The sequence below is a fragment of the Kribbella sp. NPDC002412 genome, from assembly GCF_053592935.1.
In genome coordinates, this window is sequence record NZ_JBSFBL010000001.1 from 265552 (window position 1) to 284425 (window position 18874).

Annotated in this window: 18 protein-coding genes; 9 read left to right on the top strand and 9 right to left on the bottom strand. The window is 69.6% G+C overall.

What is annotated here, in order from left to right; all coding sequences use genetic code 11:
- The first annotated feature begins 3 nt into the window (after window positions 1-3).
- Window positions 4-1089 carry a glycoside hydrolase family 15 protein gene (locus ACWCOV_RS01340; RefSeq protein WP_449827217.1) on the top strand — a complete coding sequence of 362 codons (1086 nt, stop codon included), beginning with the start codon at window positions 4-6 and terminating at the stop codon, window positions 1087-1089.
- Window positions 1090-3237, top strand: a complete 2148-nt coding sequence (locus ACWCOV_RS01345) for a glycoside hydrolase family 31 protein (RefSeq protein WP_449827218.1) — start codon at window positions 1090-1092, stop codon at window positions 3235-3237.
- Here ACWCOV_RS01345 and ACWCOV_RS01350 read toward each other — a convergent pair.
- Window positions 3228-3728: a DinB family protein gene (locus tag ACWCOV_RS01350; RefSeq protein ID WP_449827219.1), complete on the bottom strand. Its 501-nt coding sequence runs from the start codon at window positions 3726-3728 to the stop codon at window positions 3228-3230. The genes ACWCOV_RS01345 and ACWCOV_RS01350 overlap by 10 nt on opposite strands.
- A 57-nt stretch (window positions 3729-3785) precedes the next feature.
- On the opposite strand from ACWCOV_RS01350, the gene ACWCOV_RS01355 reads away from it, so the two are divergent.
- Window positions 3786-4190 (top strand): ArsR/SmtB family transcription factor, encoded by a 405-nt coding sequence (locus tag ACWCOV_RS01355; protein ID WP_449827220.1) that lies wholly within the window; start codon window positions 3786-3788, stop codon window positions 4188-4190.
- Entirely contained in the window at window positions 4187-5185 is a 999-nt protein-coding gene (locus ACWCOV_RS01360) for a cation diffusion facilitator family transporter (RefSeq protein ID WP_449827221.1), read from the top strand. Before ACWCOV_RS01355 ends, ACWCOV_RS01360 begins: the two co-directional genes overlap by 4 nt.
- On the opposite strand, the gene ACWCOV_RS01365 is transcribed toward ACWCOV_RS01360, so the two are convergent.
- Window positions 5139-5651, bottom strand: coding sequence for an N-acetyltransferase family protein (locus ACWCOV_RS01365; protein ID WP_449827222.1), 513 nt, complete (start codon window positions 5649-5651; stop codon window positions 5139-5141). The genes ACWCOV_RS01360 and ACWCOV_RS01365 overlap by 47 nt on opposite strands.
- A 77-nt stretch (window positions 5652-5728) precedes the next feature.
- Here ACWCOV_RS01365 and ACWCOV_RS01370 point away from each other — a divergent pair, with 77 nt between their 5' ends.
- Window positions 5729-6016, top strand: coding sequence for a DUF1905 domain-containing protein (locus ACWCOV_RS01370; RefSeq protein WP_449827223.1), 288 nt, complete (start codon window positions 5729-5731; stop codon window positions 6014-6016).
- Between the two features lie 63 nt (window positions 6017-6079).
- On the opposite strand, the gene ACWCOV_RS01375 is transcribed toward ACWCOV_RS01370, so the two are convergent.
- The 6 genes from ACWCOV_RS01375 to ACWCOV_RS01400 form a co-directional block, all read right to left on the bottom strand.
- Window positions 6080-7678: an ABC-F family ATP-binding cassette domain-containing protein gene (locus ACWCOV_RS01375; protein ID WP_449827224.1), complete on the bottom strand. Its 1599-nt coding sequence runs from the start codon at window positions 7676-7678 to the stop codon at window positions 6080-6082.
- Between the two features lie 120 nt (window positions 7679-7798).
- Entirely contained in the window at window positions 7799-8758 is a 960-nt protein-coding gene (locus ACWCOV_RS01380) for an ABC transporter permease (RefSeq protein WP_449827225.1), read from the bottom strand.
- A gap of 3 nt (window positions 8759-8761) precedes the next feature.
- Window positions 8762-9688, bottom strand: coding sequence for an ABC transporter permease (locus tag ACWCOV_RS01385; RefSeq protein ID WP_449827226.1), 927 nt, complete (start codon window positions 9686-9688; stop codon window positions 8762-8764).
- Complete coding sequence (locus ACWCOV_RS01390) at window positions 9685-10701, bottom strand: ABC transporter ATP-binding protein (RefSeq protein WP_449827227.1); 1017 nt, start codon at window positions 10699-10701, stop codon at window positions 9685-9687. Before ACWCOV_RS01390 ends, ACWCOV_RS01385 begins: the two co-directional genes overlap by 4 nt.
- Complete coding sequence (locus ACWCOV_RS01395; protein ID WP_449827228.1) at window positions 10698-11663, bottom strand: ABC transporter ATP-binding protein; 966 nt, start codon at window positions 11661-11663, stop codon at window positions 10698-10700. Before ACWCOV_RS01395 ends, ACWCOV_RS01390 begins: the two co-directional genes overlap by 4 nt.
- A 19-nt stretch (window positions 11664-11682) precedes the next feature.
- Complete coding sequence (locus tag ACWCOV_RS01400) at window positions 11683-13476, bottom strand: ABC transporter substrate-binding protein (RefSeq protein ID WP_449827229.1); 1794 nt, start codon at window positions 13474-13476, stop codon at window positions 11683-11685.
- Window positions 13477-13642: 166 nt separating this feature from the next.
- Between ACWCOV_RS01400 and ACWCOV_RS01405 the strand changes: the two genes are divergently transcribed.
- The 3 genes from ACWCOV_RS01405 (at window position 13643) to ACWCOV_RS01415 (ending at window position 16879) form a co-directional block, all read left to right on the top strand.
- Entirely contained in the window at window positions 13643-14326 is a 684-nt protein-coding gene (locus ACWCOV_RS01405; RefSeq protein WP_449827230.1) for a response regulator, read from the top strand.
- A gap of 3 nt (window positions 14327-14329) precedes the next feature.
- The gene (locus ACWCOV_RS01410; RefSeq protein ID WP_449827231.1) at window positions 14330-15769 is read left to right on the top strand and encodes a HAMP domain-containing sensor histidine kinase; all 1440 of its coding nucleotides are present in this window, start codon (window positions 14330-14332) and stop codon (window positions 15767-15769) included.
- Window positions 15770-15883: 114 nt separating this feature from the next.
- The gene (locus tag ACWCOV_RS01415) at window positions 15884-16879 is read left to right on the top strand and encodes a 2-dehydropantoate 2-reductase (RefSeq protein ID WP_449827232.1); all 996 of its coding nucleotides are present in this window, start codon (window positions 15884-15886) and stop codon (window positions 16877-16879) included.
- Here the strand turns inward: ACWCOV_RS01415 and idi are convergent.
- Window positions 16874-17434 carry an isopentenyl-diphosphate Delta-isomerase gene (gene idi / locus ACWCOV_RS01420; protein ID WP_449827233.1) on the bottom strand — a complete coding sequence of 187 codons (561 nt, stop codon included), beginning with the start codon at window positions 17432-17434 and terminating at the stop codon, window positions 16874-16876. The genes ACWCOV_RS01415 and idi overlap by 6 nt on opposite strands.
- A gap of 208 nt (window positions 17435-17642) precedes the next feature.
- Between idi and tyrS the strand changes: the two genes are divergently transcribed.
- Window positions 17643-18863: a tyrosine--tRNA ligase gene (tyrS, locus tag ACWCOV_RS01425; protein WP_449827234.1), complete on the top strand. Its 1221-nt coding sequence runs from the start codon at window positions 17643-17645 to the stop codon at window positions 18861-18863.
- The last annotated feature ends 11 nt before the right edge of the window (window positions 18864-18874 follow it).

Below are 18874 nucleotides of genomic sequence, written 5' to 3' on the forward strand. Positions count from 1 at the left end.
CGTGTGGATGTCAGTGGGTTGCAGGCGCTCGCTGAGCGGAGTCATGCGGTGATCACGGGGTTTCAGGATGGGGGTGGGGCTTATCCGGCGGCGCCTGGGTTTTCGGCGTATGAGGGGTATGCGTGGTTGCGGGACGGGGCGTTCACGGCGGAGGGGGTTTCGCGGTTCGGGGACGTGGGGTCGGCTTCTCGGTTTCATGACTGGGTGAACGGGGTGCTCGGGAAGCGGCGCGGGCAGGTGGATGCGTTGTGTGCGGCGGTGAGTCGGGGGGAACGACCGGCGGACTCGGAGATGTTGCCTACTCGGTTCACGTTCGACGGGGCTGATGGGTCGGATCCTTGGTGGGACTTTCAGACCGACGGTTATGGGATGTGGTTGTGGTCTGTGGTCTCGCATGCGGAGCGGCACGGGCTGGAGCTCGAGCGGTGGCGGGCGGGGATCGACGTTGCGGTGGACTATCTGATCGCGTTCTGGGACCGGCCTTGTTACGACTGGTGGGAGGAGCATGTCGAGCACCGGCACGTGTCCACACTCGGCGCGATCTACGGCGGGTTGGTTGCCGTCAGCCCGTATACGTCCAAGCCGGTGTCGGTGGTTGCCGAGCGGATCCGGGCGCTGGTTGAGGCGGAAGGTGTCCGTGACGGTCACCTGACGAAATGGCTGGGCTCGTCGGCGGTCGACGGGTCGTTGCCGGCTTGCGTCGTACCGTTTGGTCTGGTGTCGGGGGAGGTGGCTGCGGCGACGCTCAAAGCCGTTGCCCGGGACCTGGATGTCGACGGTGGGGTGCATCGGTTCACGGCGGATGTGTTCTACGGCGGTGGGCAGTGGATCCTGCTGTCCGCGTTGCTGGGGTGGAACCTCGCCGTCGCCGGTGACACCGAGGGCGCTTGGCGGCATCTGCGGTGGATCGCGGCCCAGGCGGACGCCGCCGGCGATCTGCCGGAGCAGGTGCCGCATCACCTCCTGCACCCCGGTTCGCGTGACGAGTGGATCGCGCGCTGGGGGACCGTGGCCAGTCCGCTGCTCTGGTCGCACGGTATGTACCTGATCCTCGCCGACGAGCTCGGCATCACCCGCAAGGCGGCCTGAATGATCACCCATCGCCCGTACGGCATCGAGCACCCCTACGCCTCCTCCCCCGACCAACGCGTCCCCGTCCTCCCCCTCACCGGCCAACCGGTCCGCCTGGGCGTCGTAGCCTCCCCCGACGTGACCCGAGTCGTGTGCGACTGGGGCACGACAACCCTCGAGCTGTCGCCCGCCGCAGACTGGTCCGCCGACGCAGCAGCCCTCGCCGGCGGCGAAGGCCACCTGAGCGAGGCCCAGGCGAAATCCCTCGGGGCCGAAGGCGGCTGGTCGGTCGTTACCCCACCGGTGACGGAACCGGTGAAGTACCGCTTCAGGACCGACCTGGAAACCACTCAATGGTTTGAGGTCTCGCCTGCGGTGTGGGTTGCTGAGGGTGGGGAGGTGCGCGGGGGTGCCGGGCGGGTGTCGGGGGTTGAGTGGTTGGTGTCGGCTGAGGGGGTGCATCGGGGACGGTTCAGGCTTGCGTTGAGGGCTGGGGATCGGGTGGTGGGGTTTGGGGAGCGGTACGACGCCCTGGATCAGCGCGGGCGCGAGCTTGATGCTGTGGTGTTCGAGCAGTACAAGTCGCAGGGGGTGCATGGGCGGACGTACCTGCCGATGCCGTTTGCGCATGTAGTGAACGGGGGTTGGGGGTTCCATGTGCGGACGGCTCGCCGGACGTGGTTCTCGTCGGATGAGAACGAGCTGACTGTTGAGGTTGCGCTCGGGGACGAGGCGGTGGTGGACCTGGGCATTTACGAGGGCTCGCCTACCGAGGTGCTGCGCGCGTTCCTGGATGAGGTGGGGCGGGCCGAGGAGTTGCCGGAGTGGGTGTTCCGGTTGTGGGCCTCCGGCAACGAGTGGAACACGCAGGAGCTGGTGATGGCGCGGATGGACGCGCACCGCGACCTGGGCATTCCGGTCGGCACGGTGGTGATCGAGGCCTGGAGTGACGAGGAAGGCATCACTATCTGGCGGGACGCGCAGTACGACGTCACCGCCGACGGCAGCGCGCACAAGGCGAGCGACTTCACCTACCCAGCGGACGGCGCCTGGCCGGCGCCGAAGGCGATGATCGACGAGCTGCACCGCCGCGGGATCAAGGTGATCCTGTGGCAGATCCCGTTGCAGAAGTCGGAGTTCAGCACCGGCCAGGTCGCGGCCGACGCCGAGGCGATGGTCCGCGACGGGCACGCAGTACTCGAAGCCGACGGTACGGCGTACCACAACCGCGGCTGGTGGTTCCCGCAGGCGCTGATGCCGGACCTGTCCGTGCAGCGGACCCGGGACTGGTGGACCGAGAAGCGCCGGTACCTGGTCGAGGACTTCGACGTCGACGGGTTCAAGACCGACGGCGGTGAGCACGCCTGGGGTCACGACCTGCAGTACGCCGACGGGCGACGCGGCGACGAAGGTAACAATCTCTTCCCGGTCCACTACGCGCGGGCGTTCGGCGATCTGCTGCGCTCGGCCGGGAAGGCGCCGGTCACGTTCTCCCGCGCGGGCTTCACCGGCTCCCAGGCGCACGGGATCTTCTGGGCCGGCGACGAGGACTCCACCTGGGAGGCGTTCCGCTCGTCCGTCACCGCGGGCCTGACCGCGGCGTCGTGCGGAATCGTCTACTGGGGTTGGGATCTGGCCGGGTTCTCCGGACCGGTGCCCGACGCGGAGCTGTACCTGCGCGCGACCGCCGCGTCGGCGTTCATGCCGATCATGCAGTACCACTCGGAGTTCAACCACCACCAGCTTCCGCTCCGCGACCGCACGCCGTGGCACGTCGCCGAGACCACCGGTGACGAGCGGGTGATCCCGATCTTCCGCAAGTACGCCGTACTCCGCGAGCAGCTGGTGCCTTACCTCAAGGAGCAGGCCGCGCGGTCCGTCGCGACGGACCGGCCGCTGATGCGTCCGCTGTTCTTCGACTACACCGACGACCCGGAGATCTGGAACCACCCACACCAGTACCTCCTCGGCGACCACCTGCTGGTCAACCCGATTCTCGAACCGGGTGCCACGAGCTGGACGACGTACCTGCCCGAAGGCTCCTGGACCGACGTGTGGACCGGCGAGGAGGTCTCCCCCGGGCTGACCACCCGCGAGACTCCACTCGACATCGTCCCGGTCTACTGCCGCACCGCAGCCTGGCCAGACCTCCAGCGCTACTTCTGACGCAATGCATCCAGCAACAGATCGAGGTGACCGCGATGCTGCGCGGTCTCCTCGATCATGTGCAGGTAGATCCACCGCAGACTGACCAGCTGCTCCCCGAACGACGCCCGAGCCGCGAGCGCATCCAGTGAGTCGATCCGCGCGGTGATCTGCCGGCTGGCCGCGCACGCCTCGACGTACAGCTCTCGCAGTACGGCGACCGAGTCAGCCGCCGCCGAGTGGAACTCCCAGTCCGGGCCCTCGAACGGCGCCGATCGCCACGGTTCGGCGCTCGGGGCGTTGAGCAGTTTGTGGCTGAACCAGAGGTCTTCCATCGCGGCGAGGTGTTTCACGGTGCCGCCGACGGTCAGCTTGGTCGCCGGTAGCACCTGCTGAGCGGCCTGCGTGTCGGTCAAGCCGTCCAGCGCCCGGAGCACGCCCGCGCGGTGGAAGTCCAGGAACTGTTCGAGCATCGGGCGCTCGGAGGCGGTCACCTGTGGGTAGTCGGTCATCAGCTGATTGTGGCGGGTGGCTTGGCGTGTCGCGGGATCATGGCATAGCCTCGACGTATGAAGAGTTCTGCAGATGTGCAGAGTGTCGATGCGTGCAACGTCCGGCTCGTGGATCCGGAGCGGGTGGCGAGCGTCAACGCCAGGATGCCTGCCGAGGCGGACGTGGTCGACACGGCTGACGTGTTCAGCCTGCTCGGCGATCCACGCCGGCTGAAGCTGCTGGTCGCGCTGCTCGACGGCGAGCTGTGCGTCTGCGATCTCGCTGCCGTCACCGGGATGAGCGAGTCCGCGACCTCCCATGCCCTGCGGCTGCTGCGCGCGCACCGGGTGGTCGCCGTACGGCGGGACGGCCGGATGGCGTACTACCGCCTGGACGACGCCCACGTCCGGATGCTCGTCGACCTCGCCGTCGCGCACACCGAGCACACCGACGCCATCCACCCCGAGAGGTCCGACGCATGAGCGAGGAACACGGCCACGGTCACGGCAATGGTCACGGCCACGGTCACGGGGTCAGCGCCGACGCCGACCGGAAGCTGCTGAGCGGTGCGCTCGCGCTGATCGTCGGCTTCATGGCCGCCGAGGTGGTCGTCGGTGTCGCGGCCGGCTCGCTGGCGCTGATCACCGACGCGGCGCACATGCTGACCGACGCGATCGCGATCGTGCTGGCCCTGATCGCGATCCGGCTGGCCGCCCGGCCGCCGGCGGGCGGGTTCACCTTCGGCCTCAAGCGGGTCGAGATCCTGTCCGCGCAGGCGAACGGCATCACGCTGCTGCTGCTCGCGGCGTACTTCGTCTACGAGGCGATCCACCGGATGATCGACCCGCCGGAGGTGAAGGGCGCGCTGGTGCTGATCACCGGTGTGGTCGGCATCGTGGTGAACCTGCTCGCCACCTGGATGATCAGCAAGGCGAACCGCGGCAGCCTGAACGTCGAGGGCGCCTATCAGCACATCCTGAACGACCTGTTCGCGTTCATCGCGACCGCGATCGCCGGTCTCGTCGTGCTGGTCACCGGGTTCGCCCGCGCCGACGCGATCGCCGCGCTGGTCGTCGCCGGGCTGATGCTGAAGGCCGGCATTTCGCTGGTCCGCGACTCCGGCCGGATCTTCCTCGAGGCCGCGCCCGCCGGACTCGACCCGCAGGCCCTGGGCGCCGAGCTGTGCGCCGTCGACGGGGTCGTCGAGGTGCACGACCTGCACGTCTGGGAGATCACCTCCGGCGAACCGGCCGCGTCCGCCCACGTCCTGGTCGCGGAAGGCCTCGACTGCCACCAGATCCGCGTCCGGATCGAGGCCCTACTGGCCGAGCGCCACCACCTGACGCACTCGACCCTCCAGGTCGATCACGCCTCCGGCGACGAGGTGGACGCGCACTGCAGTGACGCGCACGGCACCGTGCACCGCTCCATCACAGCCGCTGGAAGAGGACCTGACCCGGCCATTCCGAGTCCCTGACCGGTACGGCGAACTCGACCATCCGGGTGAACCCCTGCTTCTCGTAGTACCGGACCAGCGCCCCGTCGCCACCGGCGAAGCAGTCCACCCGCAGCAGCCCGACGCCGGCGTCCCGCGCCAGCTTGCGGGCGTGGTCGAGCAACGCCGTGCCGATGCCCAGGCCGGCGGACGCCCGGTCCGTCACGAGCAGGCGCACGTACAGCTCCGGCTCCTCGGCGGGCGGCACGTACGGCATCGCATCGCCCACGGCCAGCGCCCCGACGACCCGCCCGTCGTCCTCGGCCACCCACAGCCCGCCGTCGTCGGCGAACCCGGTGATCTGCGCGATCCGCCGCGGGTTCGTCGAGTGCGGCTCGGTGCCCCACTGGTCGGTCCGTCCCCGGGCCACCAGCCACTCGGTCGCGCCGTCCAGCAAAGCCAGCACCTCGGGTACGGCGGAGTGCCCGGCCGGGCGGATCGTGATCACCGATCCACAATAGATGTCGAAAACCGGTGGCCGGTCTCTACCTAGTGGGTGAAGGCACCCCGAGAGAGGAACTCACCGTGGCCAAGAAGACCGGAAAACTGGACAAGACGTTCACCGCGCCGCTGCAGAAGAGCGACGCGAAGGGCGGCTGGACCTTCGTGCAGATGCCGGGCTCGGCGGAGTACTTCGGCACCCGCGGCCTGGTCAAGGTCCGCGGCACGATGGACGGCCACCCGTTCGAGAGCTCGTTCATGGCGCTCGGCGACGGCACCCACAAACTCCCCGTGAAGGGCACGCTGCGCGACCTGATCGGCAAGCAGCCCGGCGACGAGATCACCGTCCACCTGGACGAACGACTCGGCTGACTCAGGCCAGGCCCAGGCGGTACGCGTAGGCGACCGCCTGGGCACGTCGGCCTCTGGATCGAGTCACGCGAGTGAGACCAGCTCCAGGTAGTCGTCGGTCCAGAGGTCCTCGGTGGCGTCCGGGAGGATCAGCACCCGGTCGGGGCGCAGGGCCTCGATCGCGCCCTCGTCGTGGGTGACCATGACGATCGCGCCCGGGTAACTGCCGACCGCGCCCAGGACCTCGTCGCGGGACGCAGGGTCCAGGTTGTTGGTCGGCTCGTCCAGCAGCAGCACGTTGGCGCCGGAGTGGACCAGCCCGGCGAGCGCCAGGCGGGTCTTCTCGCCGCCGGACAGCACGTGCGCCGGCTTCTCCGCGTCGTCGCCGCTGAACAGGAACGAGCCGAGCACGTTCCGGACCTCGCCGTCGGTCAGACCGGGCGCGACCGATGCCAGGTTCTGCCGGACCGTGCCGGCCAGGTCCAGGGTGTCGTGCTCCTGGGCGAAGTACCCGAGCCGCAGCCCGTGTCCGGGCTCGACCTGGCCGGCGTCCGGCTCCTCGCGACCGCCGAGCAGCCGGAGCAGGGTGGTCTTGCCCGCGCCGTTCAGCCCGAGCACGACCACGCGACTCCCCCGGTCCACGGCCAGGTCGACGCCGTCCAGCACCTGCAGGCCGCCGTACGCCTTCCGGAGGCCGGTGGCGCGGAGCGGAGTCTTGCCGGACGGCGCCGGCTCCGGCAGGCGGATCCGGGCCACCCGGGCGGCCCGCCGTACCGGCTCGAGGTCGGAGAGCAGCTTGTCCGCCCGCCGCGCCATGTTGCGCGCGGCGACGGCCGTGTTGGCGCCGGCCTGCATCTTCGCCGCCTGGGCGTGCAGGACCGCCGCCTTCCGCTCCGCCGTGGCCCGTTCCCGGGTACGGCGACGCTCGTCGAGCTCGAGCTGGTCGAGGTACTTCGCCCAGCCGGTGTTGTGCAGGTCGATCGTGGTCCGCTGCGGATCCAGGTGGAACACCCGGTTGACCGTTGCCGCCAGCAACTCACGGTCGTGGCTGATCACCATCAGGCCGCCCGGGTAGCCGAGCAGGAACTGACGCAGCCACAGCACCGAGTCCGCGTCCAGGTGGTTGGTCGGCTCGTCCAGCAGCAACGTGTCGTGCTGCGCGAACAGGATCCGGGCCAGCTCGACCCGGCGCCGCTGACCGCCGGACAGCTCGCCGACCGGCTGCTCGAGCGCCCGGTTCGGCAGACCGACACCGGCCGCCAGCCGGGCCGCCTCCGCCTCGGCCGCGTAGCCGCCACCTGCCTGGAACCGCGTCTCGGCCCGCGCGTACGCCGCCATCGCCCGCTCCTGCGCCTCGCCGGTGGCGGTGCTCATCGCGGCCTCGGCCTTGCGCAGGTCGCGGACGGCGAGGTCCAGCCCGCGGGCGGACAGGATCCGGTCGGTGACCGTGATGGCCGGGTCGGCGGCCCGCGGGTCCTGCGGCAGGTACCCGACGGAGCCGGTCACACTGACGGAACCCGCGGCCGGGCGGTCCTCGCCGGCCAGGGTCTTCATCAGGGTGGTCTTGCCGGCGCCGTTACGGCCGACCAGCCCGACGCGGTCGCCGGGGCTGACGTGGAAGGAAAGGCCGGACAGCAGCAGGTGGGCGCCGACGCGAATATCTACACCGCGGACGGTGATCATGGTTACTCTCCGTGAAAGCTAGTGGACACACTTCTGGCGTGGAAGCGGGTCCGCAGCTAGACACAGAGGCAAGTAGCCATGTGCCCAGAGTAGGTCGATCCCGGAGAGCCACCAACTGATTTAGTGCAGCCGCACCCTCGGGTCCAGGACGGCGTACGCGATGTCCACCAGGAGATTGGCCACCACGACCGCGGCCGACGCGAAGAGAACGATGCCGATGATGACCGGGAGGTCCTGCTGGTTGATCGCGGTGACCGCGGTCTTCCCGAGTCCGGGCAGGCTGAAGACGGTCTCGATGACGACCACCCCGCCGACCAGTTGGCCCAGGTCGATGCCGAACTGGGTCACCACCGGCGTCATCGCGCTGCGGAGGCCGTGGCGGACGATGACGCGACTCTCCCGCAGGCCCTTCGATCGCGCCGTCCGGATGTAGTCCTCGCCCAGGACGTCGAGCATCGAGCCCCGGGTCAGCCGGGTGTAGGTGGCCGCCAGCAACAAGGCCAGCGCGATCCAGGGCAGGAACAGGTGCTGGAACCACGGCCCGATCCCCGCGCTCAGCGCCGAGTAGCCGCCGGCCGGGAACCAGTTGAACCCGGCCAGCGTGAGCCGGAAGTACAGGAAGTACAGCAGCAGCAGCCCGAGCAGGAACGACGGAAACGAGTAGAAGAACAGCGAGAACAGGGTCAGCCCACGATCGGCCAGCGACCGCGGGTGCACCGCCGAGATCACCCCGTTGAACACCCCGAGCAGCAACCACAGTACGGCGGCTCCGAGCGCGAGCGAGACCGTGATCGGCAGCGCCTGCCCGATGATCGTGGTCACCGGCACCTGGTGGTAGTAGTCGTACCCGAGGTTGCCCTGCGCCGCGTTCTCGACGAAGTGCAGGTACTGCTTCCACACCGGCAGGTCCAGCCCGAGCCGGTGCTTGATCAGCGCGATCGTCTCCGGCGTCGCCTGCCGGCCCGCGAGCGTCTGCGCAACGTTGCTCGGGGCAACGAAGAACAGCGCGAACACCGCCACCGTGATCAGCCAGAGGACGAGGATCCCGTGGCCGGCCCGGCGAATCAGGAAGAGTGCCATGTCCTAGGTCCGATCCGCTCGGGGGTCGAAGGCGTCCCGGACCCCGTCACCGAACAGGTTGAACGCCAGCGTGGTGATCAGCAGCGCCAGACCGGGGAAGAGGATGAACCACCAGGCGGTCGTGTAGTAGTTCTGCGACGCGCTGATCATCCCGCCCCAGTCCGCGGTCGGCGGCGGCAGCCCGAGCCCGAGGAACGACAGCGTCGCCTGCGTCACGATCACCACCGGGATCAGCAGCGTGGTGTAGACGATGACGGGCGCCAGCACGTTCGGCAGCACGTCGACGAACATGATCCGGACGTCGCCCGCACCCAGGGACCGGGCCGCCTCGACGAACTCCCGTTCCCGCAGCGACAGCACCTGACCGCGCACGATCCGGGCCACCGACGCCCAGCTGAAGAACCCGATCACCAGCACGGTCACGGTCAGGCTGGGACCGGTGACCGACACCAGCGCGATCGCGACCAGCAGGAACGGCACCGACAGCACGACGTCGATCAGCCGGGCCAGCACGGTGTCGACGATCCCGCCGAGGAATCCCGCGGCCAGCCCGAGGACGACGCCGATCACGACGGTGATCGCGGTCGCGATGACACCGACGAGCAGTGACGCGCGGGCGCCGTACGCGATCCGGACCAGGATGTCGCGGCCGAGGTCGTCGGTGCCGAGCCAGAACGTCCCGTTCGGCCCGCGCGGCAGCCCGTCCGGAGTGAGTCCGATGTCGCGGTACTGCTCGTTCGGCGGGTGTCCGGTGAGGTGCGCGAACAGCGGCGCGAAGACCGCCATCAGCACGATCAGCACGATCACCCCGAGCGAGACCATCGCGACCTTGTCCCGGCCCAACCGCCGCAACGCCAGCGCGAACGGGCTGCGCCCCTCGATCGCCGGCGCCTCGACCGACGTGTCGACCAACTCCAGAGCCGTGGTCATGACGCCTTCAAGTCGGGTACGGCGGTCGACAGGTCCTCACCCAGTTCCAGTGGATGGATGCACGCCGTCCGGTGGTCATCCGGATCGTCGAGTACGGCGACCAGCGCCGGCTCGCCCGCGGCGCAGTCGGCCCGCGCCTTCGGGCAGCGGGTGTGGAACCGGCAGCCGGCCGGTGGGTTCGTCGCGGCCGGGATGTCCCCGCCGAGGATGATCTGCTCGCGGCTGTCGGCGGTGTCCGGATCGGCCACCGGCAGCGCGGACAGCAACGCCCGGGTGTACGGGTGCCGGGTCTGCGCGAACAGGTCGGCGGTCGGCGCGATCTCCGCGATCTGGCCCAGGTACATCACCGCGATCCGGTCGCTGACGTGCCGGACCACGGACAGGTCGTGCGAGATGAACACGTAGGTGAGGTCGAACTCGCGCTGCAGATCGGCCAGCAGGTTGATGATCTGGGCCTGGATCGAGACGTCGAGGGCCGAGACCGGCTCGTCGCAGATCACCAGTTTCGGCCGCAGCGCGAGCGCCCGGGCGACCCCGATCCGCTGCCGCTGCCCGCCGGAGAACTCGGCCGGGAACCGGTTGTAGTGCTCGGGGTTCAGCCCGACCAGCTCCATCAGCTCCTGGACCTTCTTCTTCCGGTCCGCGCCCGCCGCGATGCCGTGGATGCTGAACGGGTCGCCGATGATCGAGCCGACCCGGCGGCGCGGGTTGAGCGAGCCGTACGGGTCCTGGAAGATGACCTGGATCTCGCGCCGGACCGGCCGCATCGCCTTGCGGGACAGCGTGCTGATCTCGGTTCCGTCGAACCAGACCGAGCCGGACGTCACGTCGTACAGGTGCGCCATGCAGCGGGCCAGCGTCGACTTGCCGCAGCCGGTCTCGCCGACCAGGCCGAGCGTCTCGCCCTTGTGGACCTCGAGGGAGACCCCGTCGACCGCCCGGACCACCTCCCGCGCGTGCGTGGGGAACTCCTTGCGGACGTTCTCCACTTTCAGCAGTACGTCGTCGTTCATGACGCGATCGCCTCGCTTACGTCGTGGGGTAGCCAGCAGGCCGACTGGTGCCGGGGGTCGCCGCCGACGTCGGCCAGCGGCGGCGTCTCCGCGCGGCACTTGTCGAACACGTGCGGGCAGCGGGATGCGAACGGGCACCCGGCGGGCAGGCTGATCAGGCTCGGCGGGCTGCCCGGGATCGGCGTCAGGCGCTCGCCGGAGCGGGCCGGCAGGGAGGCCAGCAGCCCTTGGGTGTACGGGTGGTGGTTGCGGTAGAAGATGTCGCGGCGCGGCGCCCGTTCCATCACCGAGCCGGCGTACATCACGACCACGTCGTCGGCCAGCTCCGCGACCACTCCGAGGTCGTGGGTGATCAGGATGATCGCCGTACCGAACCGGTCCTGGAGCCGGCGCATCACGTTCAGCACCTGGGCCTGCACGGTCACGTCGAGGGCGGTGGTCGGCTCGTCGGCGATCAGCAGCGCCGGGTCGAGCGCCATCGCCATCGCGATCATCACCCGTTGCCGCATCCCGCCGGAGAACTGGTGCGGGTAGTCGTCGATCCGCTCCGCGGCCCGCGGGATGCCGACCAGCGTGAGCAGGTCGGCGGCGCGTCGCCGGGCCGCCGCCTTGCTGATCGCCCGGTCGTGCGCCCGGATCATCTCCACGATCTGCCAGCCGATCCGGTACTGCGGGTGCAGGCTGGACAACGGGTCCTGGAAGATCATCCCGATCCGGTCGCCGCGCAACCGCCGCAGGGTGGCCGGGTCGGCGGTGATCAGGTCGGTGCCGTCGAAGTACGCCGTACCGGAGACCTGAGCGCCCCTGGTCAGGCCGGTGATGGTCTGGGTCGCGACGCTCTTGCCGGAGCCGGACTCGCCGACGACCGCCAGCGTCTGCCCGGCCTCGACGTCGAACGACAGCCCCCGGACGGCACGGACGGCGCCGTCCGGGGTGTCGAAGGAGACCCTCAGGTCCCTCACTTCAAGTAGGGCCATGAGGCTAGCCGCCCTGCTTGTCCTTGGAGAGCCACACGTTGGTCGGGTCGTAGTTCTGCATCGAGGGGACGTAGACGGCGTTGTTCACCTGCTCGGCGTGGTAGTTCGCCTGCTTGTTGTTGGTCAGCGGGTAGAACGCGGCCTGGTCCATCACCCGTGCGTCGGCCTTGGCCCACAGGTCGGCGGCCTGGTCCGTCGTCGGCGCCGCGATCGCCTGCTGGATCAGCGAGTTGGTCTCCGGGTCGTCGTAGAGGCCGAAGTTGCTGCCGACCGGTGGGAACGACGGCTCACCGGAGAACAGCGGGTTGAAGAACGACAGCGCCGCGTTGCCGTACCAGTCCGCGCCCCAGCCGGCCAGCGAGAGGTCCCAGACCCCGCGCCGCGCGACGTCCGGCACCTGCAGGTACTTCACGTAGAAGTCCGCGTTCGGCGACGGCACACCGGTGACGGTGATCCCGGCCTTGGACAGGTCCTGCTGGATCGTCTGGAACGTCTTGCTGCTGCCCTCGGTCGCGTTGCGGTAGAGGAACTTCAGCGTCAGGTGCGGGTACCCGGCCTCGGCGAGTAGCTGCTTGGCCTTTTCGGGGTCGTACGGGTACGGGTCGATCTGCTTGGAGCCGGTGATCACGTCCGGCAGCACGTGGGTGAGCGGCGGGTTCAGCGTCTTGCCGCCGAGCACCTGCAGGATGTGGTCGCGGTTGATCGCGTAGCTGATCGCCTGCCGCACCTTCGGGTTCTCCAGCGCCTTGTTGTTGTTCGGCGAGACGGTGTTGTAGATGACGTACGGGTTCGAGCCCGCGGTGTCGCCGATGGTCAGGTTCGGGTCCTTCTTGGCCTGCAGCGCGGGCAGCTGGGACGGCGGCGGCGCGACGTCGAACTCCATGTCGGCGGTCGGCGTGCCGGTCTGCAGCTGCTGCTGCACCGAGTCCTGGGTGACGGTCTCGTTCACCACGATCTTGTCGACGTACGCCTTGCGGACCGGGTCGGTGGAGGCGTCCCAGGCCGGGTTCCGCGAGTACGTGATCGACTTGGTCGGCACCCACGAGTCGACCTTGTACGGGCCGTCGGACGGGTAGTTGTTGCCGAGCTCGGTGCTGGCCGGCAGGTACTTCAGCACCTCGACCGGGGCCGGTGAGAAGGCCGGGAGCGTGAGCATGTCGACGAAGTAGGTGGCCGGCTGGGTGAGGTGGAAGACGACCGTGGTCTGGTCCTTGGCCACCACGCCGGGCAACGGCGTCTTGTCGATGTACGCCTGGATCGCGGCCGGCGTCTTGTCCACCTTGGCGAACCCGTCCGCGAACGCCTTGTAGCCGACGATCAGGTTCGCGAAGTCCGGGATGCCGCCGAACGGCTGGACCGGGTTCGCGGTCCGCTTCACGCCGCGGACCATGTCGGCCGCGGTCACCTGCCGGGCCGGGCTCGTGTTCCACTGCGCGCCGGGCCGGATCTTGATCGTGTACGTCTTCCCGTCCGCGCTGATCCCGCCGTTGTCCTTGGTCGGGATCTCGGTGGCCAGGTCGGCCACCGGCTTGGTGTTCGCGCCGCCCGGCTCGGCCGGGTAGGTGAACAGCTGGCGGCTCCACATCCGCAGGTTCAGGTAGCCGACCGAGTAGTAGCTGATGTTCGGATCCATGTAGTCGACATCGCCGGCGCCGAGCATGTTCAGGGTGCCGCCGGTGACCGGTGTGGCCGCGGTACTGCCGGATCCGGACGGTGATCCGCCACCACTGCTGCATGCGGCGAGCGCGAGCGTCGCCACGGCGGCAAGGGATGCTGCCGCCAGCCGTCTTCTGGCCATTGGTCCTCCTCCGGGACTCGATAGGGCCGAAGCTAGGACCGCGAGCGCCGTACGGAAGGCCGGTCACAGAACCGTCAGACCCTTGTCACCCGGGGTCCGCGCGCGGATGACGAAGTCATGACAGACGTCACTCACAGTTGGGCCTGCTGTGGGTCACACTGGACCGGTGACACACAGCTTGCTGTTGGTCGACGACGAGCCGCGGATCCGCCGGGTCCTGCGGCTGGCCCTGGAGGACGAGGGCTACCAGATCGCCGAGGCCGCCAACGGGTACGACGCGATGGCCGCACTGCGCCGGGAGCCGCCGGACGTGGTGCTGCTGGACCTGATGCTGCCCGACCGCGACGGGTTCTCGGTCTGCCGCGAGATCCGCCGGGCCAGCGACGTGCCGGTGATCATGGTGACCGCGCGGACCGACAGCCACGACGTGGTCGCCGGGCTCGAGGCGGGCGCGGACGACTACGTGACGAAGCCGCTGGTGGCCAAGGAGCTGTCGGCGCGGATCCGGGCGCTGCTGCGCCGGGTCGAGCCGGCCAACGCACGGCAGTCCGAGGTGCTCGTGGTTGGGGACCTGCGGATCGACGTGCTGGGGTACGAGGTGACCCGCGGCGACACCGTGCTGTCGCTGACCCGGACCGAGTTCAAGCTGCTCGCCGAGCTCGCCGGCGCCGAGGGCAAGGTGCTGAGCCGCGAGCAGCTGCTGTCGAAGGTGTGGGGCTACGGGTACTTCGGTGACAGCCGGATCGTGGACGTGCACATCCGCCGGCTGCGGCTGAAGATCGAGCACGACCCGGCCAGCCCGTCGCACCTGGTCACCGCGCGCGGCCTGGGCTACCGCCTGGTGAGCTGACCGGTGCGGAGTCGGCTGGCGCGGTGGGGGCGGGAACGGATCGGGCTCAGCCTGCGCGGCCGGGTCATGCTGGCCTACGGGCTGCTCGCCCTCGGACTGTCCGCGGTGCTCGCCCTCGTCACCTGGACCGTGGTCTCGGAGTACCTCACCGACCAGCGCGAGACGTCGGCGCAGGTGCAGACGGCCGACAACGCCGCGGCGTTCCAGTACGGCTTGTTCGGCCCGCCGCAACCCTGCCGGCCGGACCGGGAGCACGTCGAGTGCGGCACCGCGACACTCAAGCCGAACGTCAGCGTGATCGACCTGCTGAACAGTCTGCCGTCCACCGACTCCGCGTCCTCGATGGTGTACTACGACGGCCAGTGGTACTCGATGACCGGACGGCCGTCCGACCTGCCCGCCGACCTGCTCGAAGAGGTCCGCAACGGCAGTACGGCGCAACGCCGCCTCGTCGTCGGTGGTCAGCCGGTGCTCGCCGTCGGCGTACCGCTGCGCGGACCGGGAGAGGTCTTCTTCGAGTGGCATCCGCTGAGCAGCCTGGACAACACGCTGCGGACGTTGAAACTCACGCTGATCGTGGCGGCGATGGTCACCGTGCTCATCGGTCTCGCGGTCGGACGCCTCGCGAGCACGCTGGCGCTCCGCCCGCTCGCCGCGCTGACCCGGGTGGCTGACGCGGTCGCGCGCGGCCAGCTGGATGCCCGGCTGGAGGTCGAGGACGACCGCGACCTGGGAGGCTTGGCGCGGTCGTTCAACCAGACCGCGGCCGACCTGGAGCGCCGGGTGGCGGCCGACGCGCGGTTCGCCGGGGATGTCAGCCATGAGCTGCGGACGCCGCTGATGACGATGCTGAACTCGATGCAGCTGATCCAGAACCATCGCGCTGAGCTGCCGGGCGCCGTACGCGAGCCGGTCGAGCTGCTCGGCGACGATCTCGAACGGTTCCGGCGGCTGGTGATCGACCTGCTGGAGATCTCCCGGGACGACGGTGGCGATCGGGGCAGCCGAGAGATCGTGCGGATCGCCGATCTCGTCCGCGCCGCCGCGAACGCAGCCGCCGGGCGGGACGTGACGACGGTCGAGCCGGAGGCCGAGGGCCTGACGCTGCAGGCGGACAAGCGCCGGCTGGAACGTGTGATCGCCAACCTGGTCGAGAACGCCGAGGACCACGCCGGCGGTTGCAAGGGCGTCGGGGTCGAGGCCGGCGGCCTGGGCGTCGTGATCACTGTCGACGACGCCGGGCCCGGGATTCCCGCCGCCGACCGGGACCGGATCTTCGAACGCTTCGGCCGCGGCGAGACCAGCAACCGCAGCCGGGGCGTCGGCCTCGGGCTGGCCATCGTCGCCCGGCACGTCCAGTGGCACCACGGCACCATCAACGTCACCGAGCGCCCCGGCGGCGGAGCCCGCTTCGTCGTCGAACTCCCCGCCAAGACGACCTAGATGACTTCGAGCAGGGCGGGTCCGGCTGACCTCGGCCGGCCGGAGACTCGAGCGGCAGATCAACGAGGCCATCGCACTGCCCGATCGCGGTGCGATCCGATTGGATGTGGACTCATGAAGATCGTGGTGTACGGCGCGGGCGGGATCGGGTGCTATGTCGGCGGCCGGCTGGCGGCGACCGGGGCGCCGGTGACGTTCGTCGGGCGGCAGCGGCTGGCGGACGAGCTGGCCACGCACGGGCTGCGCCTGACGGATTACCTCGGGGCGGATCTGCGCGTGGCGGCGGCAGACGTTCGGTACGAGACGTCACCGGTCGCGGCCGCTGAGGCGGATCTCGTGCTGGTGACGGTGAAGTCGGCGGCGACGGACGGCGCGGCTGCCGAGCTGGCCGAGGTGCTCAAGCCTGGTGCGATCGTCGTCAGCTTCCAGAACGGCGTACGCAACGGCGAGTTGCTGCGGGAGCGGTTGACCGACCAGGTCGTGGTGACCGGGATGGTCCCGTTCAACGTGCTGAACCGGGGTGGCGGCGTTTTTCACCAGGGCACCGAGGGTGCGCTCGACATCCAGCGTCATCCGGGGCTGGCGCCGTACCTGGAAGCCTTCACCAAGGCCGGGCTGCCGCTCACGCAGCACGACGACATCCTGCCGGTGCAGTGGGCGAAACTCCTGCTGAACTTGAACAATCCGATCAACGCGCTCTCCGACCTGCCGTTGCGGGACGAGCTGTCGCAACGCTCCTACCGGCGCTGCCTGGCCGCGGCGCAGGCCGAGACACTCGGGCTCCTCGATGCCGCCGGCATCGAACCGGCCAAGCTCCTTCCGGTCCCGATGCACCGCTTCCCGGCGATCCTCCGGCTGCCGGACTTCCTGTTCCGCCGCCTCGCCGCCAAGATGCTCGCCATCGACCCACTCGCCCGCACCTCGATGTGGGAGGACCTCCAGGCCGGCCGCACCACCGAAATCGACTACCTGAACGGCGAAGTCGTCCGCCTCGCCGAATCCCTCGACCGAACCGCGCCAGTCAACGCCAGACTCGTGGAACTGATCCGCGGGGCCGAGACCAACCGCCGCCCCTGGCCAGGTCCGGATCTCCTCCGCGAGCTGTCATAGGCGCGCGGCCGGCGGGAGGTCGGCGAGGTCGGCCGTGGGCCAGGTCAGTGGGTTGGGGCCGAGGCGGCGGAGTTCGGTGAGTTGGAGGACGCACCACGGGGACAGCTCGGGGAGGTCGAGCGGCCAGGCGGCCCAGCGGTACGCCGCCACTTCGGCGGGATTCGGCGTGGGGTCGCCGGTCCAGGTGACCCGGTAGACGGGGCACAGCTCGTTCTCGACCACGCCGGTCGGCATCTCGGCGCGGTAGCGGAACTCCGGCAGCACCAGGTCGACCCGGTCCGCGACGATCCCGAGCTCGTCGACGAGGCGGCGCCGTACGGCGTCCGGCACCGGCTCACCCGGAAGTGGGTGCCCGCAGCAACTGTTGGTCCACACCCCGGGCCAGGTCGGCTTGTCCAGCGCCCGTTGGGTGATCAGGACGCGGCCGGCCTCGTCGACCACGTAGCTGGAGAACGCCAGGTGCAGCGGGGTCGCGGCATGGTGGACCGTGGCCTTGGCCTCGGTCCCGATCGCCCGGCCGGCCTCGTCCAGCAGCACAACGCGCTCCTCCGTCACAATCCAGGAGCCTAGTCGACGGCCGTTTGCTACCCTGTCGAGCGTGATCAAGCGACGCGTGGCGTATCGACCGGCTCTGGGAGGGGCCGGCTTTCGGTAGTCCCCGCAGCTCGGTCCACCCAGAGCCTCCGGCACAGGAACCCGTTCCTGTGTCTTTTTTGTTGCCCGGAGGCGTCTGCGGGGTGCCTCCTTTCGCGAGAGGAATCCCATGACCGAACCTCAGGTGGTGGTCGAGCGACTACGCCGTACCACCGACACGATCGTCGGCGAGAGCGAGCTGCTCGAACGGCTGGCGTCCGGCCGGCCGCTGCGGATCAAGTACGGCGTCGACTGCACCGCACCCGACCTGCACCTCGGGCACGCGGTCAACCTGTGGATGATGCGGCAGCTGCAGGACCTCGGCCACCAGGTCATCTTCCTGCTCGGCGACCTGACCACCCGGGTCGGCGACCCGACCGGCCGCTCCGAAACCCGTCCGATGCTGACCCCGGCGCAGATCGAGGCGAACGCCCAGTCGTTCCTCGAGCAGGTGTCGGTCGTGCTTCGCACCGACCCCGAGGTGCTGGAGATCCGGCGGAACTCCGAGTGGTACGACGGGATGCGCGTCGCGGAGCTGTTGAGCCTGTTCGGCCAGGTCACCCAGGCGCAGCTGATGGCCCGGGACATGTTCCGCGAGCGGGTCGCGGCCGGGCGAGAGATCGCGGTGCACGAACTGGTGTACCCGGTGCTGCAGGGGTACGACAGCTTCGCGATGCGCAGCGACCTCACCATCGTGGGCTCCGACCAGCTGTTCAACGAGCAGCTCGGCCGGCACTTCCAGCAACGCCTCGGCGCGCCGCCGCAGGTGGTGATCACGACGACGATCACGCCGGGGATCGACGGCCGGGCGAAGCAGTCGAAGTCGCTGAACAACTACATCGCGCTCACCGACAGCCCGCGGGACAAGTTCGGCAAGCTGATGAGCATCCCGGACTCGCTGGTGGAGAGCTACGCGCACGTCTACACCGAGCTTCCGCTCGACACCGTCGCCGGCCTCGGCGCGGCCGCGGCCGTCGGTGGACCGGCGGCGCGCGACGCCAAGCTCCGGCTGGCCGCGGCTGTGGTCACCCGGTACCACGGCGCCAGCGCGGCGCGGGCCGAGATCGAGGCGTTCACGCGGACGTTCTCGGAAGGCCGTCAGCCGACAGACCTCCCGGAGGTGCTGGTCGAGGCGTCGACGCCGACCGTTCTCGAGCTGTTGCAGGCTGCGCGGCCGGCGAACAGCAACTCCGATCTCCGCCGCCTGGTTCGCGCGGGTGCGGTGACGGTCGACGGAACCCGGGTCGACGACCCGGCGATGACGGTCGAGCTCACGACGGACGTCGTACTGAAGTCGGGTCCGCGGACGTGGCACCGGCTGAAATTCAGGGGACGGGCGGACGGCGCTTAGTCAGACTTGGC